The sequence below is a fragment of the Haloferax sp. Q22 genome (genome assembly GCF_001482285.1).
Lineage (GTDB): Archaea > Halobacteriota > Halobacteria > Halobacteriales > Haloferacaceae > Haloferax.
In genome coordinates this window covers 24,089-42,438 of the sequence record NZ_LOEP01000012.1, presented here as the reverse complement: position 1 = coordinate 42,438, position 18,350 = coordinate 24,089, and the positions used below count along the sequence as shown (strand labels likewise).

Sequence of the window (18,350 nt, the reverse complement as noted above, 5' to 3'; positions counted from 1 at the left end):
GCAAGGGAGAACTTTGTGATAACCCGTCAAAATCCGATACTGTTCAGGCCCTGCCAAGACTGCGGTGAAAATATCCAGTTGACTATCGACGATCTCCAGTCCTGTAATCAACGTACGCTGTGCTCGGCCTGTAGCATCCTGACCGGGTGAGGGTATATCGCATCGAGAACGATTCTCTTCGTACTTTGGAAACTTCTGAAGGGGTTATTCACGGTATTTCAGATAGGAAAGTTCGCTCTTTTCAAGGCGTTGTTCCGTATCAAGGCCTTGTTCTCCCGGAATTTGGGGCTGTGGGGTTGGAGTGTTCTGGCGAGCATACTGGTTTTCGAGCATAAGGAGAAGATCGAATTGGCGTTTGAGCAGGGTTCTCCGGCACCTGTTATTCTGTCCTACGGTACGAGTCTGGGCCGGAGTATTCAGACTACGGTTACTGAGTTACAGAACATCTCCGGTGCTTCTGGGATGGAGTATCTTGTAATCGGTTTTGCTGTTGTCAGTGCCGGTGCTCACGTTCTCTGGTACTTCAAGGCGTTCTACTATATTAGTGTAAGAGCGTTTGGAGAGAACATTCCGCCGATTTACATCGTACTGGTCAGTGTCGTGATTTATTTCCTGGTCGTGTTTGCTGCGACTGGCTGGGTTCCGGATACTGGGACGTTTGAGGCCTTGTCTAATCTCCCTGAACTGTTCGAGTTTGAAAGAGCGAATCCGTTTTTCGATCCGGGTAGCGGAGGTAATGTGACGAACTCGACTGCGTCAGGTGTTGACAACTCGACTTTGGGGTGACTGGAGGCCCTTTCCCTTTAAAAGCAGTACTTACCACTATAATTAACAGTAGAGATGGATGACAGGCTTGACCACGATCTAAGCGACCTACAATTCGCAGAATATGGTGAGGGAACAGTCTGGGAGAGAAGTGCCAACGGGCAGAAACTGCTTACAGTCCCGTCTGGCTGCGACATTGAGCCTGGAGAAGACGTAGCAATCATCCGCAAATCGTTGTTCGATAAGATCCGCGAGGTACTGAGTATATGAGAACAGAGAAAACACTACTAGCAGCACTCTCTTTTGTAATTCTAACAACTTTCGCAGCAGCAACTCACACCGGAGAAACCACAGTACAGCCCTTGAACGAGACAGTTATTGACAGTAACTCCTCGATCAACGGCTCGAATATATCCCAGAATACGTTTCCGTTCCCACTGCAGGTTCAGAACAACTCCATCACTGCCGATATCTCGCTCGACTTCCCACCACAGAACTACTCCGGAGAGGTTGAACTCGAGAACAACTACAGTCATAGCTACAGGCTGGATCTTCTGAGATACACGAATTGGTCTCTCAACAAGGATAGTATAGAGAACACGGTGAACGTAGGAACCTCTGGTAGATTCACGAATCAGAGTATCTCCCTTCTCGGAAATACAGATACCGCTGTCTCGACGGAGATCTCCGGAAACGTCTCACAGTTCCTCGACGTTACTGAGGAGACCACGGTCTTCCCAGGGGTAGACAGCAGGATCGTATTATCCTACCAGGTGCCGAGGACCACAGAGTACGGGAATTACACCGGAGTTCTGAACCTGACCGGTGAGCACGGAGATTACGAAGAGGTTCCTCTCAGGTTCCAGTTCAAGGACAATACGACGCCCGAAGTAGAGTCGGTTGAGACGCCGAGCTTTGACGCTGGTTTCCCCAGTAAGTTTGCTGTAGAGGCCTCTGACAACATCGGTGTGGAAACAGTCCAGGCCGAGGTCTTGGAGACAGTGACCATCAATGGATCTGAGGGAAACAGGTCTGTACAAGACTTGGAGTTCACGCATCAGAACAACACTGATCTCTGGACAGCATCACCGTCAGGCGACGAGAATGGGACGTACATCGTCGACGGAACGGTTATTGACGAGGCAGGGAACAAAGTGAATTTCACCTCGGAATACACGGTAAGGCCTCTAAACGCAGTGAATCTGGACTCCGGTTCTATCGAGCTCAATAATTATCGTGTGGAGACAGAGATCTCGGAGAGATTCGGAGAGATAAATCGGTCTACCAGGATGAATGTAAAGTTGGAATCGTTCAGTCAGCCGTTGCAGAGTCCTAACGAGACTTGGACACTGGCTGTACTAACTGATTCTGGGAAGCAGTTCCTAAGGGAAGAAGGCTCGACAGTTACAGTGAACGGGCCGACAGATCTTGACCTATTCGTATACAGTAATACTGCAGAACGGTTCAATGGAGAGCTCAGCTTCGATCCTGAAGGCGAGCACGTTCCAGTGGGGAACAAGACGTTCAGCGGCAGTTATCTTGACTGCCCTGTCCCAGAGGAGAAAACAGTAGGTGTGTTCAACAAGACGATCCGGTTCACGCCGACGAACAGCGATAACTGCGGTGAGGCTGCCTTGAATGTCTCCTACCAGATCTTGATGAAGAACGTCGATAGTATGGATGAGATCGGGGACAGTATGGGTCTGTACTTCCCGAGAGAGGTAGAACAGGATATTGACCAGACCTGGAAGCAGAGACTCGAGGAAAAAGACGAGGAGCTTGAACAGGCTCAGGGAAGGGCTTCGGATGAGGATTTCTGGGGCGACATCTGGAAAGCTCTGTTAGTAGTTGCTATAGGTGCGTTATATTGGGAAAAGAGGGAAGCAAAATCATGGTACTACGTCCATCTCAGGGACACAAAACCGCTTAGAGAAAAAATGGCGCTGTCTGATGACGACGATGATGAGGATAGCGGCTTCGGTCTATTTTGATTTGAGGTAATCTATGCTATGGCAAAAGAAGGATTCGTAATCGACAAATTCCACGGCGAGTACTTTGGAGGACTCGACAAGTTAAAAGACTCGGAGAATTATCCTGGTCGGAAAAAACCTGTAGTAAAGATGCTAAATACGCATCCAAGTAAGCTGGCGCGGCGTTCAAAGAAGGAGGAGTTTCCGTACGCCTTGGATCCTCAGGAGAATATCAAGAGGATCGATGATCACTCAGGAGACTTCCCGATCATCATCTTGGAACCGACGAAGGACGTCCCAGATCTTACCGAGGAAGAGTACAGGAACACGATAGGATATCAGGAAAACGAAGGCGAGAAAGAGAAAGTAGAGAAGTGGAAGGAGAACTACAGAGACAAAAAGAAGGAATTAGAATCGGCAAGAAAGGAACTTGAGACTCTTCGTAAGGAGAGAGAAGAGTGGGAGGAACGTGAGAAGGCTTCGCAGACCTCTAACTCGAATAACGTCAACTGTCCTAACTGCGATTCCTCAAACCCTCAAAGCAAGTGGGAAGACAACAACGGGTACTGCCCAAGCTGTGACGACAAAACTCTGGACGAGGTCAAAGGGTGATATCCAGTGGCTGATTTGTTTAACGATGATGCTTTTGAGAAACTGGAGCAGGAAATGGTGGAGAACCAGGACCTGTCCAGAGCCGTTGAAAGCCTGCAAGAGGATATCGAACGGGAGATTGGTGATGACAAGACCATAGGCCAGTACAACCTGGAGAGGGAACTGGATAGCAGAGGAAGGACTATCCAGTCAGCTGTCAGCAGTGCATTGGCTAAAGCAGATAACGTCAAAGGAGACATCTCCGACCTCAAAAAGCGAACGAAGGAAGATGAGTTTAAGAAGAATATGCGGCGTGATGCGGTTGACAAGGAGGATATGGAGGATGCTCTGGATAACATTGATCAGCTTGAACAGTTGGTTGCTCGTCTTGTCCTTATCTTGAAGATCTACCGTGATGACCGGCAGCTGCTTCGCTCCGGGATTGATATCCAGCAGCAGCGGGCGAACGAGTCCGAGGTCATGGACATGGTGAAGAACATGGTAGAGTCTCAGCAAACCGAGTTCAAATCCATGGCTAAAGACATGAGTGATGAACTCGGTGAGAGGCTTGAGAGAGTGATTGATGATAAGACGGAGGCCTCCGAGCAGCAGAAGGAATTGATGGAGCAGATGCAGGAGACTGCTCAAGAGTTGAAAGAGGCCCGTCAAACTCCGCAGAAACAGGTAGTCGAAAGACCTCAGCAAAACGGGACGGGTACTGACGGATCCTACTCTTCGAGTTCTTCGTCTTCTACGTCGGCGCAGACTAATTCGTCTTCATCTGGCGGAGAGACCACTGATTCTGATGGAAGCAGTAATGCTGGTGAAGACGATGAAGAGCATCCTGATCTCACTGATGTTCAGACTGAGCTCTACAATCTCGTTCAGGACAATCCCGACAAGGATGTAGAATGGTACGCAGATCAGATGGATCAAGAAGAGAGATTGATTAAGATGTGGAGAACCAAAATCCAGAGAACAGAGGGATACAAGGGCTTCACCCTCGAATAATGCCTAAGAGGTGGAGAATCAGATTTCCTTAGAGATAAGAAAATTCCGGGATAACAAGAAAGATGAGGCCGTTACTGTCGATGATGTTCCGAAGAGCAGGTTCAACGGTATAGAAGAAGTCGAGTATACTGACGAAAGGTACCGAAGACATCGGTACAGAGTCTACAGGTATCCTCAGGGTTCCAAGCCGGTCAAGGGCCAATACAAGGGATTCGTTACGAAATACACTGGGTCGTTTGAGGAAGCTCCAGTCAATGCCTTCGCAAGGGAAGACGGTGAGATAGTCGTCGATGAAGGACAACTGGTTCACCAGCTGGTCGAGGAGTACGGTGAGGGCCAGTTCTACGTTTACAGATTCGGCGGAAACCCGAATCAGGAAACCCTGTTCAAGGCCTTTGTAGAGGTGATCTCATGATAGAGTTAGCTGAACAGCATCTGCTGATCGCACTTGCAGCGATGATCGTCATCCAGGCTTTGACCGTGATAAACGGGAGAAAATTTGGAGGAGTGATCATGGGGTTCATCGTAGGAACTCTTATCGGAGCCTCAACGTTCTGGATTTTACTGATACTCCTTCCTCAGGTGATGTAACCGGTGAGATTGACTGATTTACGGAACTACGGAATAGTTCTGATAGTGCTGGTCATAGGCAACTCGTTCCTTGATCTAATTCCTTGGCCCTATTTTGCGGGCTTGGTTGCCTTGCTTCTCGGGATTTTACTTTATGACAAGGCTGGCGGTGAAGGATTTGATTTCACGTTCAGTAGTTTAGGGCTAGGACCGGATAATTCCTCAAGTGTTGAATTAGAGGTTGAGCCAGTTGAAGCGCCTGAAAAACTCAATCAGAAAGTTAGGGAACATCCAGGGAGGAGAGAACTGAATATCGATAGGACGGACAGGGATAATCTGGATTACTACGATGAGTACCGGGAAGTTACGATAAATGGAGAGGAGAAGGGTGTATGGGGTGTTATAGGACGGCCCCGAAACCCGAAGTACGGTGAATTGATCGCATATATCTACGATCTTTCAGAGGACCGTATCCGGCGTTACAAGGGTAACGTGCAAGGTGTTGAGGGCAGGATTCAACCGTTCAATGACTATACCTGGTTGTCGGTTAGAGGACGTGATGCAAGCCGTGAATCAGGAGGATCTGGACGTAACCAGTTTATCATTGACCAGAGCGGTGACTCTCCAAGCAGAAGACCTTCTGACAACGGAGGTGGGAGCTGATCGGAGTACTAGATAATCTGTGGGATGTCGGGGATGACTACCATAGGGAGCGGTTCAAACAGGCGGATGAAGTTACAGAGATTGACTACAGTAACGGTATTCCTGTTGCCCGTGACGTGGAGACAGGCGAGCTCATCAGGATAAAGTTCGACGATACTACGAGGATCGCTGCTTTCGGTGCTTCAGGCTCAGGCAAGACTGTTGGTGCGAAGGCGATTCTGTCCCGGATCCACGACCAAGGCTGGAACGTAATGCATTTCTCTGACGTGAAGCACGACTTCCAGGATATCTCGTACAAAGGCGGTGTCAGCAAGAAACTGATCCGTGAGACCGCGGGCCTCGCTCCCGGTGAAGAACCGCACAGTGTTCCTCGGAAGATCTTCCAGCCGAAGTTCTTGGCCGACGAATACGTTGATGGGAAGCCGAGTTACGTGGACCAATTCACTCTCGGGTTTGAGGATATAGAAGAATCCGATTTCAAGGCCTTGGTGAACGTAACTTCGGACGCTCAGAAGCAGACTTTGAATAACTTGGTGTCCGGGCTTGACTTGGAGAATGAGACGTTTTCTACCATACTAAGTGAGCTTAATAATTTGGAGATAGACTACTCAGGATCGGAGGCCTTGAAGGGCGCACTGAAAAGAAGTCTCGAATCGCTTCAGAATGACAACATTCTCAGCTCTCGACTTAGGAAAGATCCGTTCCGGTTCGTCACATCGTGGCGGTGCCATACCTGCGATGAATACGTTTTCCCTGACGAGAAGGGAGACCATCAAGGCCATAATTTGGAGGAACGGCGAGCAGTGCTTTCGCTCGGCTTGAAGAACTACGACCGGTATACGCCGGATGAGAAAGAGAAGTTCCAGTTCTACGTGGCCTCGATGATGGATAACTTCATCCAGGCACTACGTCAGGATAGGATCCAAGGGCCTTACGTGGTTTTCTGCGACGAGTACCACGAAGTAGTTCCTCGAGATGAGGAATCACCTGTCAAGGACAAGTTCCAGAGGATCCTCGATGTCTCCGGGAGACAAAACGATATTGCTACGTTGATCTCGACGCAGAGGCCTTCCCAGGTACCGATGCCTGGCGGGAAATCCCGGTTCGACTTTATCGGAGATCTAGATCATATCTTCATCTCGGAGAATCTGAATGCTGAGGAGTGGAGTAAGGCCTTGAATGCGTTCAACTTCTACAATCCATCACACCAGCAAAAGTGGAAGGACAAGATGTCCTCGATGGACGAGTTCCAGTTCCTGTACGTGAATCCGAATCAGCATGACGGGGTTGAGGACTGTCCGGTAGTAGAGTTCCTCTCGCCACTTTGGAGTCACACTGGGTAGGGCCTCTTGTTTTAAAAGTAGTAGATTTCAATTCGTGGATAGGAGGTATCGGTTTTTCGATGGCGAAGAAATACAGGGTCAAAGCTGGGTGTGAAGAATGCGGAAATATCTGGAAGACTAAGAAGAAGAAAGACCGCTCAACACCTAACGAATGCCCTGAATGCGGCAGTACGAAAACGTACAGCATCGACTCCTGGCCGGTGGTAAGCTAAGTGGTCCTTGATGCTCTTGTACAGCTTGCGTTCCAGCATCCAGAAATCGCGGTCACGCTTGGCTACGTTTCTGCGATAGCGTTGAGCTGGAAGAGGATCCCGGCAAAAGTACCGATCATCCCTGGTCTGTATATTACTGGGTTGATGGTCTTGCTTGCATCAGGATTCTACTTTTTCGCTGTACCGGAGCCAACCACAGGCCTTGAACGGCTTTTCAGGCAGATCAGCGATGCAATATTCATCGGTTTAACAGTACTGGGTCTGAGAGAGCTGGTGAAGATCAAAACAGGGTGATACACAAATTATAGATACGCGCAAAGGAGGCACAGCAACGAATTTTGTAGTAGCTGGTTCAGTTCTATTACTGGCAGCTCTGGCTTTCGGTTCCTTTGCTGACCTCGGACCTCTCAACGTTACACAGACTGACGATGGTTGCTGGCACGAGATCGAGGTCGACAACAGAACCTTCGACTCAGAACAGCAATTCCGTGACTATGCTTCTGACCATGAGAAATCGATTCCAGGCAACCTTACGTTCAAAACCATCAACGGCACTCTTTTCCAGGAAGCCGAGTGCATAGGTGATCCGCAGTAGTGAAAAACGGGTTGAAGGCCTCGGTAGTAGCACTGTTTTTCCTATTAGCCGCTTCTTCTGCATCAGCAGCGACGAACTCTGTTGACACAGTCACCTACGAGAGCAACAGTGATTTCTTCGACGGACAGGTTCTCCAAGTAGGTTATACCTCTAATTTTGCTACGGACAAGATCAACGTATATCTCTCTGAAAGCAAGATCGAGAGTGAGACTGGAGCGGTAGCGGATGAACCGATTACGTTCGATGTTTCTCACCAGAATACGTACGCCAAGTACCCAACTCAGGATACAGGTTTAGAGTCGATAACTGGTTGGGACGCAGTCAAGAAGACTGTCAGCTCTAAGCAGGAGCTGTGGGACTGGACTACCACGAACTGTGTCGATACGAACGATGCTGGCACGTTCACAGTCGATGGTTACGGGACGACTGATGTAGATGCTCGAGCGAACAGATGGTTCGATACCTGGACAGGGCAGTACAAGTATACAATCTATTGCTGGCAGAGAAATGATTACTACGGTGCTGTAGCTGACATCGGTTCTCCTGACGAAGTCTTCCGGACAGAGTGGAGGCTTCAGGCCGGAGATAAGAATCCTCAGACAGCTGTGATCACTAACGGCGACGGCGGAACAGGAGTGACCTCTAACCTCGGCAGATATGCCAAGGTAAGCTGGGAGGGAAGTCTTTCAACCGGTGAGAATCCTCCGCTCGTCGATGATGAATATGCTCTCCACAGTAATGACTACGAAGGCGGTTGGAGAGTCATAAGCGAATCACGTTACTCCTCGTACCAGAGTTTCGTCCAGAACAATGCTGACGACCTTCTTGGAGAATGGGGTGCAGGCCTAACCACTGAGAGCCACATCGAGAGCGAGATGAACGGAAAAGCGGAAGAAGCTGCTTCGGAGTTTACGGAGTCTCCGCTTTCTGACTCCGAGATCTTGGACTCGAGCTTCCAGAATGGTGCGTTCAAACTGGATATGGAGCGTAGCCTGATGTACCCCGAGTTCAGTGTCTACGTTGATGCGGGTGAGAACGGTTATGCCACGATATCTAAGCCTGTAGGTAAGCCAGAGATCGTCTCTACAAGCGGTGCAGAGTTCGGTGAATTGGGTCAGGGAACGATATCAGTGGAAGCAGAAAATGTCGGTGATAGCGAAGGCAGTTTCTCGGCTCGTACCGATTCCTGCGGCGAGTACTTCAGCGGTAACAGCTTGCAGGATACTCAAAGGGTTTCTCCTGGCGGTACTGCATCGTTTGATTTCCGGGTGACGTTCACTTCGACGAGTATGACGCAGAGTGAGTTCTCTGACCAGTGTGAAGTTGTTGTTGAGGATACTGGGAGTGGGAACGAGGTCTCTGCCAGTGTCTCTGTTACTGCTACTCAGGAAGATGAGTGTACAGAGGGAGATGAGACGAAGAAGGAGAAACAGGTAAACGGTGAAACGGTCGACGTCATCATGTCCTGTACTAATGGCCTGAAACTGGAGGAGGACGAAGTCTGCAGTGCTGATGAGGAAGCTCGATACATTGACGACGATGTCCAGTATGAATGCCGTGACAAGGACTCGCCTCCCGGTGGAGGCGGCGGTGATCCGTGGACTATTCCAGGCCTCGGATGGCAACTAGATACTCCATTTGGCGGTATGGAGAAGGCCTTATCCGGTAACGCTGGTGCATTGACCTGGGCTCAATTGTTGCTGTCGTTCATCGGATTCCTCGCTGGATTCGCCTTAGTAGGGGTTAAGCTCGGTAAGATGGTTGACGGCCTTGCCACGGAGTTCATCCCATTGAGTGATGCCGTCGTGAGACTGGGTATAGGACTTGTAGGAGGCGGGATGGCGTTCATGGCTGTGTATCAGTTAGTGACGAATCCGTTAGGGTTCTTGCTGACTGTTGTCGGCCTGCTTCTAACAGGGTACCTGTATTTGAAGGGTACTACTCCGGACATTAACTTGTAGCGGGGACCGGGTTTTCTTGGCCCTTGTTTTAAAAGCAGTAACTGACAACCTGTTTATAGAATGTATCTCTTTTTCCAAAACCCGCGAAAGGCAGGCAGGGAATCCCTGGATCTGCTTGGAGAAGGTTGCGGCCTCAGCTACTCGGATCTGCCCAGGAATGGTAGAAAGAACGCACCGGTTCAACGGCTTGGAGCCAGCCGTTCGAGGACCAGTGCGAATAAGATACGCCTGGCAGCGGCGACTCCGATAGCACTTCTGAATTATTTAGGTCGGGAACCCGGATCTCTCCAGCTTGGTCCAGCCCTTGCTTGACCCATTCAACGTGGAGGTGACAAATTAAATTATGGATGCAAAAGTAGGAGCAGCAATTGGAATCATTTCAGCTCTGATTGTCGCAGGTGCATTTACCGGCGGCTTCGGAATGCTGAGTTCAGTCGGTGGTGACAACGGCGGAGACGATCCAAAGCCAGAACCTTCTGGTGACACAGTCTCAGTAAACGACTGGGGAGTAGACGGTGAAGTAACCCTTCCACTCGACGTATCGTCAGCAGAAGTGTACAAGTTCGAACCTGGCGTAGATGTCCCGGATGTCGGTGATTACGACGACTTCTCGATCAGTGATGCAACAAGCGGTCTTCAGGCCGGAGTAGATTACGAGGTCGTAGAGATCAGCAACGGTGACACAGCTACCTTTAGCGAGGTACAGCACCAGGATCAGGACTACCAGTTCGTCCTAGTGGACAAGAGCGATCCAAGAGAGTACCACTACAGTTTCTGGAACGAAGCAATGCCTGAGACAGTAGGAACGGCATTTGCAGAAGCTGGAAAGACGATCAACCTGGACGACAACGCCCAGTTTGACCAGTGGGCAACTTACGGAACAGACTCTGCAGGCTACAAGACTTCTGACAGTAAGTACTTCAGCGCTGGAAGCGACCTAAGCTTCGAGAGCAACGGTACTAAGACAGTAACACTTGAGAGATCAGTCGAAGTCTCGCAGGGAGTTGCCTACCTCGGCGATGTCGAAGTAACAGGCTTCAACGACGGTGAAGGAATTTCCGAAGTCGACGTCTCAGTAATGGTCGACGGAGAAGAAGTCTACAGTGAAAGTCTGAAGGATGGTTCCACAGGACCTCTATCAGACTCCACTTCGTTCAGAAATGCTCTCACAAACAGTGACGTAGATCTCAGTACTGACCCACAGATGGCAAGTGATACTGTGGAGATTCAGGTGACAGTTACGGGAGAGTTCGATACCGAAGTCAGCACTGCTGATGACGGTGAGCTCGGACCTGGTGAGTCAATCATCAGTCTGAACGCTTACGACATCTTCGACAATGCGATCGGAGATGGATCTACAGTCTCCTTCCAGGGGTAACTCTGGCGGAGCTGTAGGTTATTCGGCCTAAGTAAAAGGCCCTCTTTCCCCCCTCATTTTCCCTTTTCTTTTTAACTACGAATTGACAATTCCTGTGTATAGATGATTGAGTTGCCCGCAAGATTTTTCGAGCGACTGCTGACGATCACCTTGGAGGATTGGGTCTACCTCTTGTTCTCAGCAATTGTTGTGGCTTCGATTGTCGGAGTTGTGCTCGTAACTAATCCGCATGCTGATGCACAGTTCAGGTATTTCACCGGTGAAACAACTCAGTATCTGGGCTTAGATGAGCAAGACGGGAATGGTACAGGTATCAGCTTCACCTCTGATCAAGTAAGTAATATGAATTGGATTACGACCGGAGCGGTATCTACTGATAATTTTGCTCATGAGCGTCTTTTCTGCGGCACTGTTTCTGATTCAGGTTTGGTAGAGGAGTTCCGTTTTGCGGATAAGATCGACGACAGCGGATTAGAAAGTGTAAGTGGGTCGTGCTCCAACAGGTTTGGCGAGATTAATTTGTTCGTCCATACTCATCCTATTTCTAGTTCTCCAAGGCTTTCTGAGGAGGATCGTGAGCTTGAGTCGCCTGAGACTACGGATTATACGTGTATCGTGTTCGATGAGATTACATCCAGTCCTTTTTCGGAGAAGTTGCATGGGATTTCTTGTTGGCAGGTGGTTGAAGGCGGTGATGAGGCCTATAGTTTTGAAGAGATTCCTGTCTTTGAGAGATAGGTAATAGAAGGTGGCGGCTTTTGAGAAACTGTTTTAGGGTGCACACAGCTTCTGCTTCGCCGCCAATTGTTTCTTAAATGTTGATATTTAAATAATACTTGGGTGCACACAGTGGTTGATGTTGTTACTTGTAAAAACTGCGGTGAAGAATTTGAAGGTGAAGATTGGAGAGATAGAAAATATTGCTCAAAAGATTGTTTTCATGACAGCGGAGACTATGTAGATAACCTTCCTAAAGAAGCAAGAGAAACCGAAAAATTATCTAGGTCTTGTAGGTACTGTGGCGAAGAGTTTGAGACTACAGAGTTTAAGGACGAGGTGTACTGTGACCAGGAGTGTCACATAAACGACATCAGTAATGATAGAGAATTTGAAGAATGTCAAAATCCAGAGTGTGGCGACACCTTATCTGGAAAGTACCAGAAAAAATATTGCTCTACTGATTGCGCCTACAGACATCGAGAGTTAAAGGCCATAGTTTCGATAGAATGTGATTGGTGTGGTTCAGAATTTGAAAGGAAAAAATGCAACGTGAAGGAAAACAATTTCTGCTCAAGAAATTGCTATTATAGGTATAAAAAAGAAGAGGATATACTGGATTACGAAGCAGAAAATAACCCGCACTGGAAAGGTGGTTACTCTCCGGATTTTGGTTCAAACTGGGAGGAGCAGAGACGTAAGTGCTGGGAGAGAGATAGCTACAGCTGCGTTGTATGCGGTAAGGGAAAATCAGAGTTGGGTCAGAGACCTGCTGTGCATCACATCAAACCGAGGAGATGCTTTGAAAAACTCGAGAACGCGAACCGGCTAGATAACTTAGTGACTTTATGTCAGCATCACCACATGGTTGTGGAAGGATGGAATCTTATTCCGTCAAATTCAGATGTTGACTTGAAGAAGTTGGAGGCCTGAATTGCTGGGAGATCACTGGAACTGAGGATTCCGGTTTCAACTTTACCGAGGTCGAGGTCGGGATCAGCACCCGTCCTGAACTACTGCCGTCCTGACCTTTTATCAATACTATTCGATAATTTGTTCTTGTAGCAGTGGATCTTTTCGACTTACGCATAATCGGTGTAGCAACTGTAGTAGTTCTTGTAATTGGAGGTCTCAGTTCGTTTGATATCTCTTCGCTTTCTACTGTTTCAGGGCAGAATAAGGTCAACTTGCAGGCGAACAGTGACTGGACTGCCTACAATGATTATTATGAAGAGGCTGAAATCTACGGCCACACCGTTGATATGGAGATTACAGGGGCTAAGGATCCTGAGACGCAAGATGTTGCCCGGCTGATTTTTGATGGTGAAGAGATTTTACTTGATTCGTACGAGCAGTATAGAGAGGATGGTATCGTTATCTCAGATGTTCGTCCCTCAGGAGAATGGTTCAGAGATGATGGGACATACGTAACTGTTGACTATAGCGTCGGAATCGATGTCCCTGATGAAGACTTCACCGTTGAACTGAGCAGTGTAAGTGTTGAGAAAACCGGTCCTGGTGAGAGACTGGTTGAGTATAATTTGACTATCGAGAATAACTGGCATGATCTGAAGGTGGGCAGTGTCCACGCTGATGTAGCGGGGAACAGAGTGGAATTATTGAATGATGGTCTGCTGCCGAAAGGAACAACCGAGTTTACTGTTGTAGACACGCTTTCAGAATACGATGAGTCAAAGTTTAAGGTTGAAAAGGAAGTCAATAAATCAACTAAAGTCGTAATTCAGAACCCGAGCATCCCTGCAGCTAAGAAACGGATATGGGGTGACAAAGGCAGTAAAACACCTGATTTTAACCTTGAGAATATCGAGACAGAGCCTGTTTCTTTCGAGGTTGATTACAGGTTCTGTGGCGAGGAAGCAACGTACCAAGATGGAGAATGCGTGATTGAGGAAGACTTGCATCTTCGTGGAGATACCTGTTTCCTACCTCAGAATTATACTATTGTCACGGAGACCTTCAGCCCTGGAACCTACGATAGGAACGATGTAGCGCCGGATCCTTCGTACTTCTGCAGCAGGCACCCGGTCATCGTAACTGCTTCAGGAGTGCAGACTGATCGTATCACATCACCGTATCAGAAGCTCGTCGAGGACAAGAGTTTCTCTGTTCCTGAGGGTCAGACCTACACCATGTTCTGGGTCGTCAACGCCAATTCAGTGGACGTCACACGGGTCTGTGAGGAAGGAACTCTGAATAAGACGACTGGAGACTGCGTTGTGACTCCATCAGTTGTACATCGTTGTAGCTCAGGTGTTTGGAGTCCAGAAGCGGGTAGCTGCGTTGTGACGCCATCGGCTCAAGCCGTGTGCGAAAAAGGACGTTACAACAAGGAGCTGGGAGTCTGCGTCTTCAATCCTGAGGTCAAAGAAAGGTGTCCAGCTGGATCAACGATGGGCGAAGGCGGACAATGTTATAGTCAGGCCTCAGTTAAGAAAGTCTGTCCAGAAAACGTGAATGGTACTCTAAGCGGCGGTCGCTGTGTCACAGATGCTACTCTCGTCGTGAGAGATAGTCCTTGGTCCAGCTTCCGTGTCTTCGTACTCGATCTTCAGAACTGGGTTGAAGATAGCTTTGTCGAGAATCTACCTTCTCTCGGTTGAATCTGAGTTAAAGATTCTACCGTCTTTCTATGTCGTGGTTTTTTAATTCATATCAGCCACTTTTTATATATGGTTTCGAGGAAGCAGAGAGCTCTTTTAGCAACAGGTGTAGCTACTTTGCTACTCGTAGGTCAAGTCTCAGCCTTTGCTGGAGGATCGGGAACCTCGAGCGATCCATACCAGATCTCGAACGTCGACCAGTTGCAGAACATGAGCAGCAACCTCAGCGCCCATTACGTTCTTACTGCTAATATTGATGCTTCGGGAACTCGAGAATGGAACTCCGGAAAGGGGTTTAACCCGATAGGATCAGATACTGCTTTCTCGGGGAATTTCGATGGAAACAGCTACAAAGTCATTGGGTTATACATTAATAGGCCGGCTACACAAGAAGTCGGACTATTCAGTAACACAGCTAGTTCTTCTACGATTCGGAATGTCGGCTTGAGAGAGGCGAATATTACAGGAAGTTACTACGCTGGTGGTTTAGTAGGTACTAACAGTGGAAGTATTTCCTCGAGTTTCACCACAGGCCGTGTCCACGCAACTAATCACTATGCAGGGGGTATCTCCGGAGATAATGGAGGGAGTATCTCGTCAACTTACTCTCTAGCCCGTGTTTCCGGAACCTATGATATCGGTGGTTTGGTTGGCCAGAACAAAGGATCTATTTCGTCAAGTTATGCTGCGGGCCTTGTCTCTGGAAGCGATGACGTTGGCGGTTTAGCAGGATCTACAGGATATAGTAGCGGCACTAGCTCTGATTCCTATTGGGATACCAATACCACAAACCAATCTCGGAGCGGTGGTGGGTCAGGCTTGACTACTTCTCAGATGCAGGGAAGCAGCTCAGAATCAAATATGAACTTTGATTTCAGCAATAACTGGAGCTCACTGTACTCATATCCTAAATTAAGCTGGCAAACCTATACCTCAGACAATGCTATAATTGATTACTACGTGAAAAGTTGCTATGATCTCCAAGCTATAGAAAGGAGTCTAACTCAGTCCTACGCTATATCAAGAAATATAGATTGTTCAATAACCAAAAATTGGAACAGAGGTAAGGGATTTAATCCGATAGGGACAGATAGTAGCGGGTTTACAGGACTGTTTGACGGCGGAGATAAGATCATTTCAAATCTGCATATAAACCGCCCAGGTGAAGACAGTGTGGGACTTTTCAATAGTATAGAAACTCAGGAGCAGAGCGGAGTAGCAGAGATACAGTCCATTCGATTGAGAAATATAAATGTTACAGGGAAGTCCAAAGTAGGTGCCATAGCGGGAGAGACAACCATAACTATCTACACATCCTCTTCCAGAGGATCTGTAAAAGGAGAGTATTATGTAGGTGGCATAGCCGGTTATATGTTCGATTCAGAGTTGCTCAACAGCTATTCAAATGCAAAAGTAACTGCAGAAGGATATAGCTCAGGAGAATCATTCTATGCTGGTGGTCTAGTCGGGAGATTAGAACAGGGAAATATCTCAACAAGTTACTCAAGAGGCAAGGTTATATCTGAAGATGATGCTGGAGGTTTAGTAGGGTTCATACAGACTTTAGACGGCCAATCCTACAAGACTTCAATTACCGAAAGCTACTCAACAGCGAATGTAACCGTCACAGGCGGAGATGGAGATCGAAGTGGAGGAATTGCTGGCCATATGTACGATGCTAGCTTTTCTTCAGTGTACTGGAATACTGAGACCTCAGGACAATCAAACGCTGTAGGCGGAAGTTCGAATGTCGGTGGAACTGAGGGCCTGCAAACCGATCAGATGACGTATCCAGACGCACAGGGTAATCTAACCGGGTTTGATTTTGACTCGAGTGGTGCTAAATACTGGATCACAAAGGAGTACTGTAATTGGGGATACCCATACCTAAACTACAATGAGAACAGTGTTGTTTGTAACTATCCGCCGAACCTGAACAGTGTCTCCTGGAACGATTCAAACCCGGAATACGGGGCCGCTGTAAGGCTAAAAATCGATATAACAGATCCAGATGAGGGAGACTCAGTAGAGAAAGTACAGATTAAAGCAGAGAGAGGAAATTCCACTGTATTAAATGGGAATGCAGGTGAAACCGGTGAGCTCTGGTACAGTGAACCAGTTCAAATAAACGAGACTAAGACTTGGTACAATGCTTCGGTATTAGAAGCTGAGGACGCCTACGGCAACGTTATATCGTTCAGTTCCGGAAACAGCGACAGCTTCTACATCGATAACTCGAAGCCGAGCATCCAATCAACTACCATCAAGGTCAACGAAAGCACGGCAGATAATCGGTTAGAGCTCGGTCTATCGAGTGACGGGGAATCAGATCTTGCATCCTACCAAGGCCTCGCCTCCGCCTCAGCATTTACTAACACGACGTTGAAGGCAGCCTTTTCCTTCCCACTGAAGACGAACGTGTCGATATCGGATGATGTCGGTCTGTTCTCTGAGAATCAAGAGTTGGATATCAGGAAGACTGATTCGGGGCATAGACAGGATCCTTCCTGTGGCTCGCTTACAAAACAGTGCTTGAACCAGACCGTCGAGCTGGAGAGTCTGGGAGAAGACTCAGTAGATTACAGTCTTGCCCTGGAAATACCGGGGACACTCGATTCCAGTAAGACCTGGAGTGGGACACTGAATGCTGAATCCGCGGCAAGCCATACTGTAGAAAGCCACGGCGACTGGATCGACGAGGAACAGTACCCGCTTCGTATCCCTGATCAAGTAACAATTGGAGAGAGCTACGGAGCTACTCGAGGTCTTGAAATCTCAGAACAGCTCGGCTTCACTTGGTCCCAGATTTCAACGACAGGATTCGTGGATACGCCTTCTTCCTGCATCCAATCGAATCAGACAAGTATCTCGCTTAGTTCAGGTGCGGCTGAGAATCGAACAGTAGGTTTCTCATGCAGTCCTGGAGGAATCGATACTCAGTCCTTCAACTTGGTGAATAAGACAGACTATGAGAAGGCTTGGAACAACATCTCGTTCACTGTCTCCAGCAATTTGACAGAAGAGTCAAATATTACAGTACCTATTGATGAGTCGAACCTCGAGAAGCTTTCTGATAGAGATGGAGGTAGCTTAGAGGCGTACGTGAATGGGAGATCAGGGAATATATCTTTGCGAGATGGGAATGGTACCGTCTTCATCACCGTCGAGGATGATTTCGGTAACAGCAGTCTACATGAGGGCAGTCACACAGCTTCTTTAACCTATACCATCGGCAAGGACGATTCGTCGGGAAGTGCTCCTGCTCCTATAAGGCAGCCTCCTTCGGATGGGAACCAGACAAATTATTCTGTTGAGTTCACGACACAGGATTACTACACCGTTGCTCCTGGTTCAACCTCGAAGATCTACTTCACGGTCTGGAACTATGAAAAAGAGGCCAACTCTGTAACCCTTCAAACAAGAGATACGACCGCGTGCAGCCATTTCCGAGTGCAGAGCAACTTTGTCGGAGACAAATTCAGTAAGAACACTTCACTCAAAATCCCCGGGACAAGAGACGATCTCGGAGCTGGCGGGGCGGATGTTATATTAATGGCAAAAGTCAATCTTCCTAATAGAACAGAGCTTCAGAATCAGGGCCTGGGTGATACGTTCACCTGCCGGTTCGATACCGGTGCAGGAATCGGTGAAGCAGGATCTCTAAACTTGACGGTGCAGGCCGTAGACACTACACCACGCTGGGTGAAAGGAGTCCGGCAGTTAGTCCCGGATATCCCGGCGACATCCCTTATGACTCGAGAGGAGATCTGTCTGCCAGAAGGCGGAGAAAACGCTTCCCGACTGGAACAGGTGCAGAGATACTTGGAGGAAGGACAGTGCAGTGGGGAGTTGTATTCCGTTCCGTTGCCGACAGGTGAGGCTTCCGCCGTGATTTTTGGAGCGTTCGTCTTCGTAGCAGGCGTCAGCAAGTACCGTGGAAGGGTGATATAAGA

Annotated in this window: 15 protein-coding genes; all 15 read left to right on the top strand. The window is 48.3% G+C overall.

The window, feature by feature from the left end; all coding sequences use genetic code 11:
* Positions 1-267 precede the first annotated feature (267 nt).
* The 15 genes from AM590_RS04170 to AM590_RS20360 all read left to right on the top strand — a co-directional run bounded on the left by AM590_RS04170 (position 268) and on the right by AM590_RS20360 (position 18,348).
* A complete protein-coding gene (locus AM590_RS04170; RefSeq protein WP_172795755.1) occupies positions 268-786 on the top strand; it encodes a hypothetical protein in 519 nt (172 codons plus the stop codon).
* 245 nt (positions 787-1,031) lie between these two features.
* Complete coding sequence (locus AM590_RS04160) at positions 1,032-2,756, top strand: hypothetical protein (protein WP_058826368.1); 1,725 nt, start codon at positions 1,032-1,034, stop codon at positions 2,754-2,756.
* 18 nt (positions 2,757-2,774) lie between these two features.
* On the top strand, positions 2,775-3,347 hold the full coding sequence (locus AM590_RS04155) for a hypothetical protein (RefSeq protein WP_058826367.1): 573 nt from the start codon (positions 2,775-2,777) through the stop codon (positions 3,345-3,347).
* Positions 3,348-3,353: 6 nt separating this feature from the next.
* Entirely contained in the window at positions 3,354-4,337 is a 984-nt protein-coding gene (locus AM590_RS04150) for a hypothetical protein (RefSeq protein ID WP_058826366.1), read from the top strand.
* A gap of 10 nt (positions 4,338-4,347) precedes the next feature.
* The gene (locus tag AM590_RS04145; protein ID WP_058826365.1) at positions 4,348-4,752 is read left to right on the top strand and encodes a hypothetical protein; all 405 of its coding nucleotides are present in this window, start codon (positions 4,348-4,350) and stop codon (positions 4,750-4,752) included.
* Positions 4,749-4,928 (top strand): hypothetical protein, encoded by a 180-nt coding sequence (locus AM590_RS04140; RefSeq protein ID WP_058826364.1) that lies wholly within the window; start codon positions 4,749-4,751, stop codon positions 4,926-4,928. The genes AM590_RS04145 and AM590_RS04140 overlap by 4 nt, the downstream gene beginning before the upstream one ends.
* Before the next feature lie 45 nt (positions 4,929-4,973).
* Positions 4,974-5,570 (top strand): hypothetical protein, encoded by a 597-nt coding sequence (locus tag AM590_RS20380; RefSeq protein ID WP_157575431.1) that lies wholly within the window; start codon positions 4,974-4,976, stop codon positions 5,568-5,570.
* 116 nt (positions 5,571-5,686) lie between these two features.
* The gene (locus tag AM590_RS04135) at positions 5,687-6,913 is read left to right on the top strand and encodes a hypothetical protein (RefSeq protein WP_058826363.1); all 1,227 of its coding nucleotides are present in this window, start codon (positions 5,687-5,689) and stop codon (positions 6,911-6,913) included.
* Positions 6,914-7,125: 212 nt separating this feature from the next.
* The gene (locus AM590_RS20375) at positions 7,126-7,419 is read left to right on the top strand and encodes a hypothetical protein (protein ID WP_157575430.1); all 294 of its coding nucleotides are present in this window, start codon (positions 7,126-7,128) and stop codon (positions 7,417-7,419) included.
* A 300-nt stretch (positions 7,420-7,719) separates the two neighbouring features.
* Complete coding sequence (locus AM590_RS04130) at positions 7,720-9,681, top strand: hypothetical protein (protein WP_058826362.1); 1,962 nt, start codon at positions 7,720-7,722, stop codon at positions 9,679-9,681.
* A gap of 343 nt (positions 9,682-10,024) precedes the next feature.
* Positions 10,025-11,059, top strand: coding sequence for a hypothetical protein (locus tag AM590_RS04125; protein ID WP_157575429.1), 1,035 nt, complete (start codon positions 10,025-10,027; stop codon positions 11,057-11,059).
* A gap of 102 nt (positions 11,060-11,161) precedes the next feature.
* Positions 11,162-11,797 carry a hypothetical protein gene (locus tag AM590_RS04120; protein WP_058826360.1) on the top strand — a complete coding sequence of 212 codons (636 nt, stop codon included), beginning with the start codon at positions 11,162-11,164 and terminating at the stop codon, positions 11,795-11,797.
* Between the two features lie 111 nt (positions 11,798-11,908).
* Positions 11,909-12,709, top strand: a complete 801-nt coding sequence (locus tag AM590_RS20370) for an HNH endonuclease (RefSeq protein WP_172795754.1) — start codon at positions 11,909-11,911, stop codon at positions 12,707-12,709.
* A gap of 134 nt (positions 12,710-12,843) precedes the next feature.
* On the top strand, positions 12,844-14,397 hold the full coding sequence (locus AM590_RS20365; RefSeq protein ID WP_157575427.1) for a hypothetical protein: 1,554 nt from the start codon (positions 12,844-12,846) through the stop codon (positions 14,395-14,397).
* A gap of 69 nt (positions 14,398-14,466) precedes the next feature.
* Entirely contained in the window at positions 14,467-18,348 is a 3,882-nt protein-coding gene (locus AM590_RS20360; protein ID WP_157575426.1) for a hypothetical protein, read from the top strand.
* Positions 18,349-18,350 lie beyond the last annotated feature (2 nt).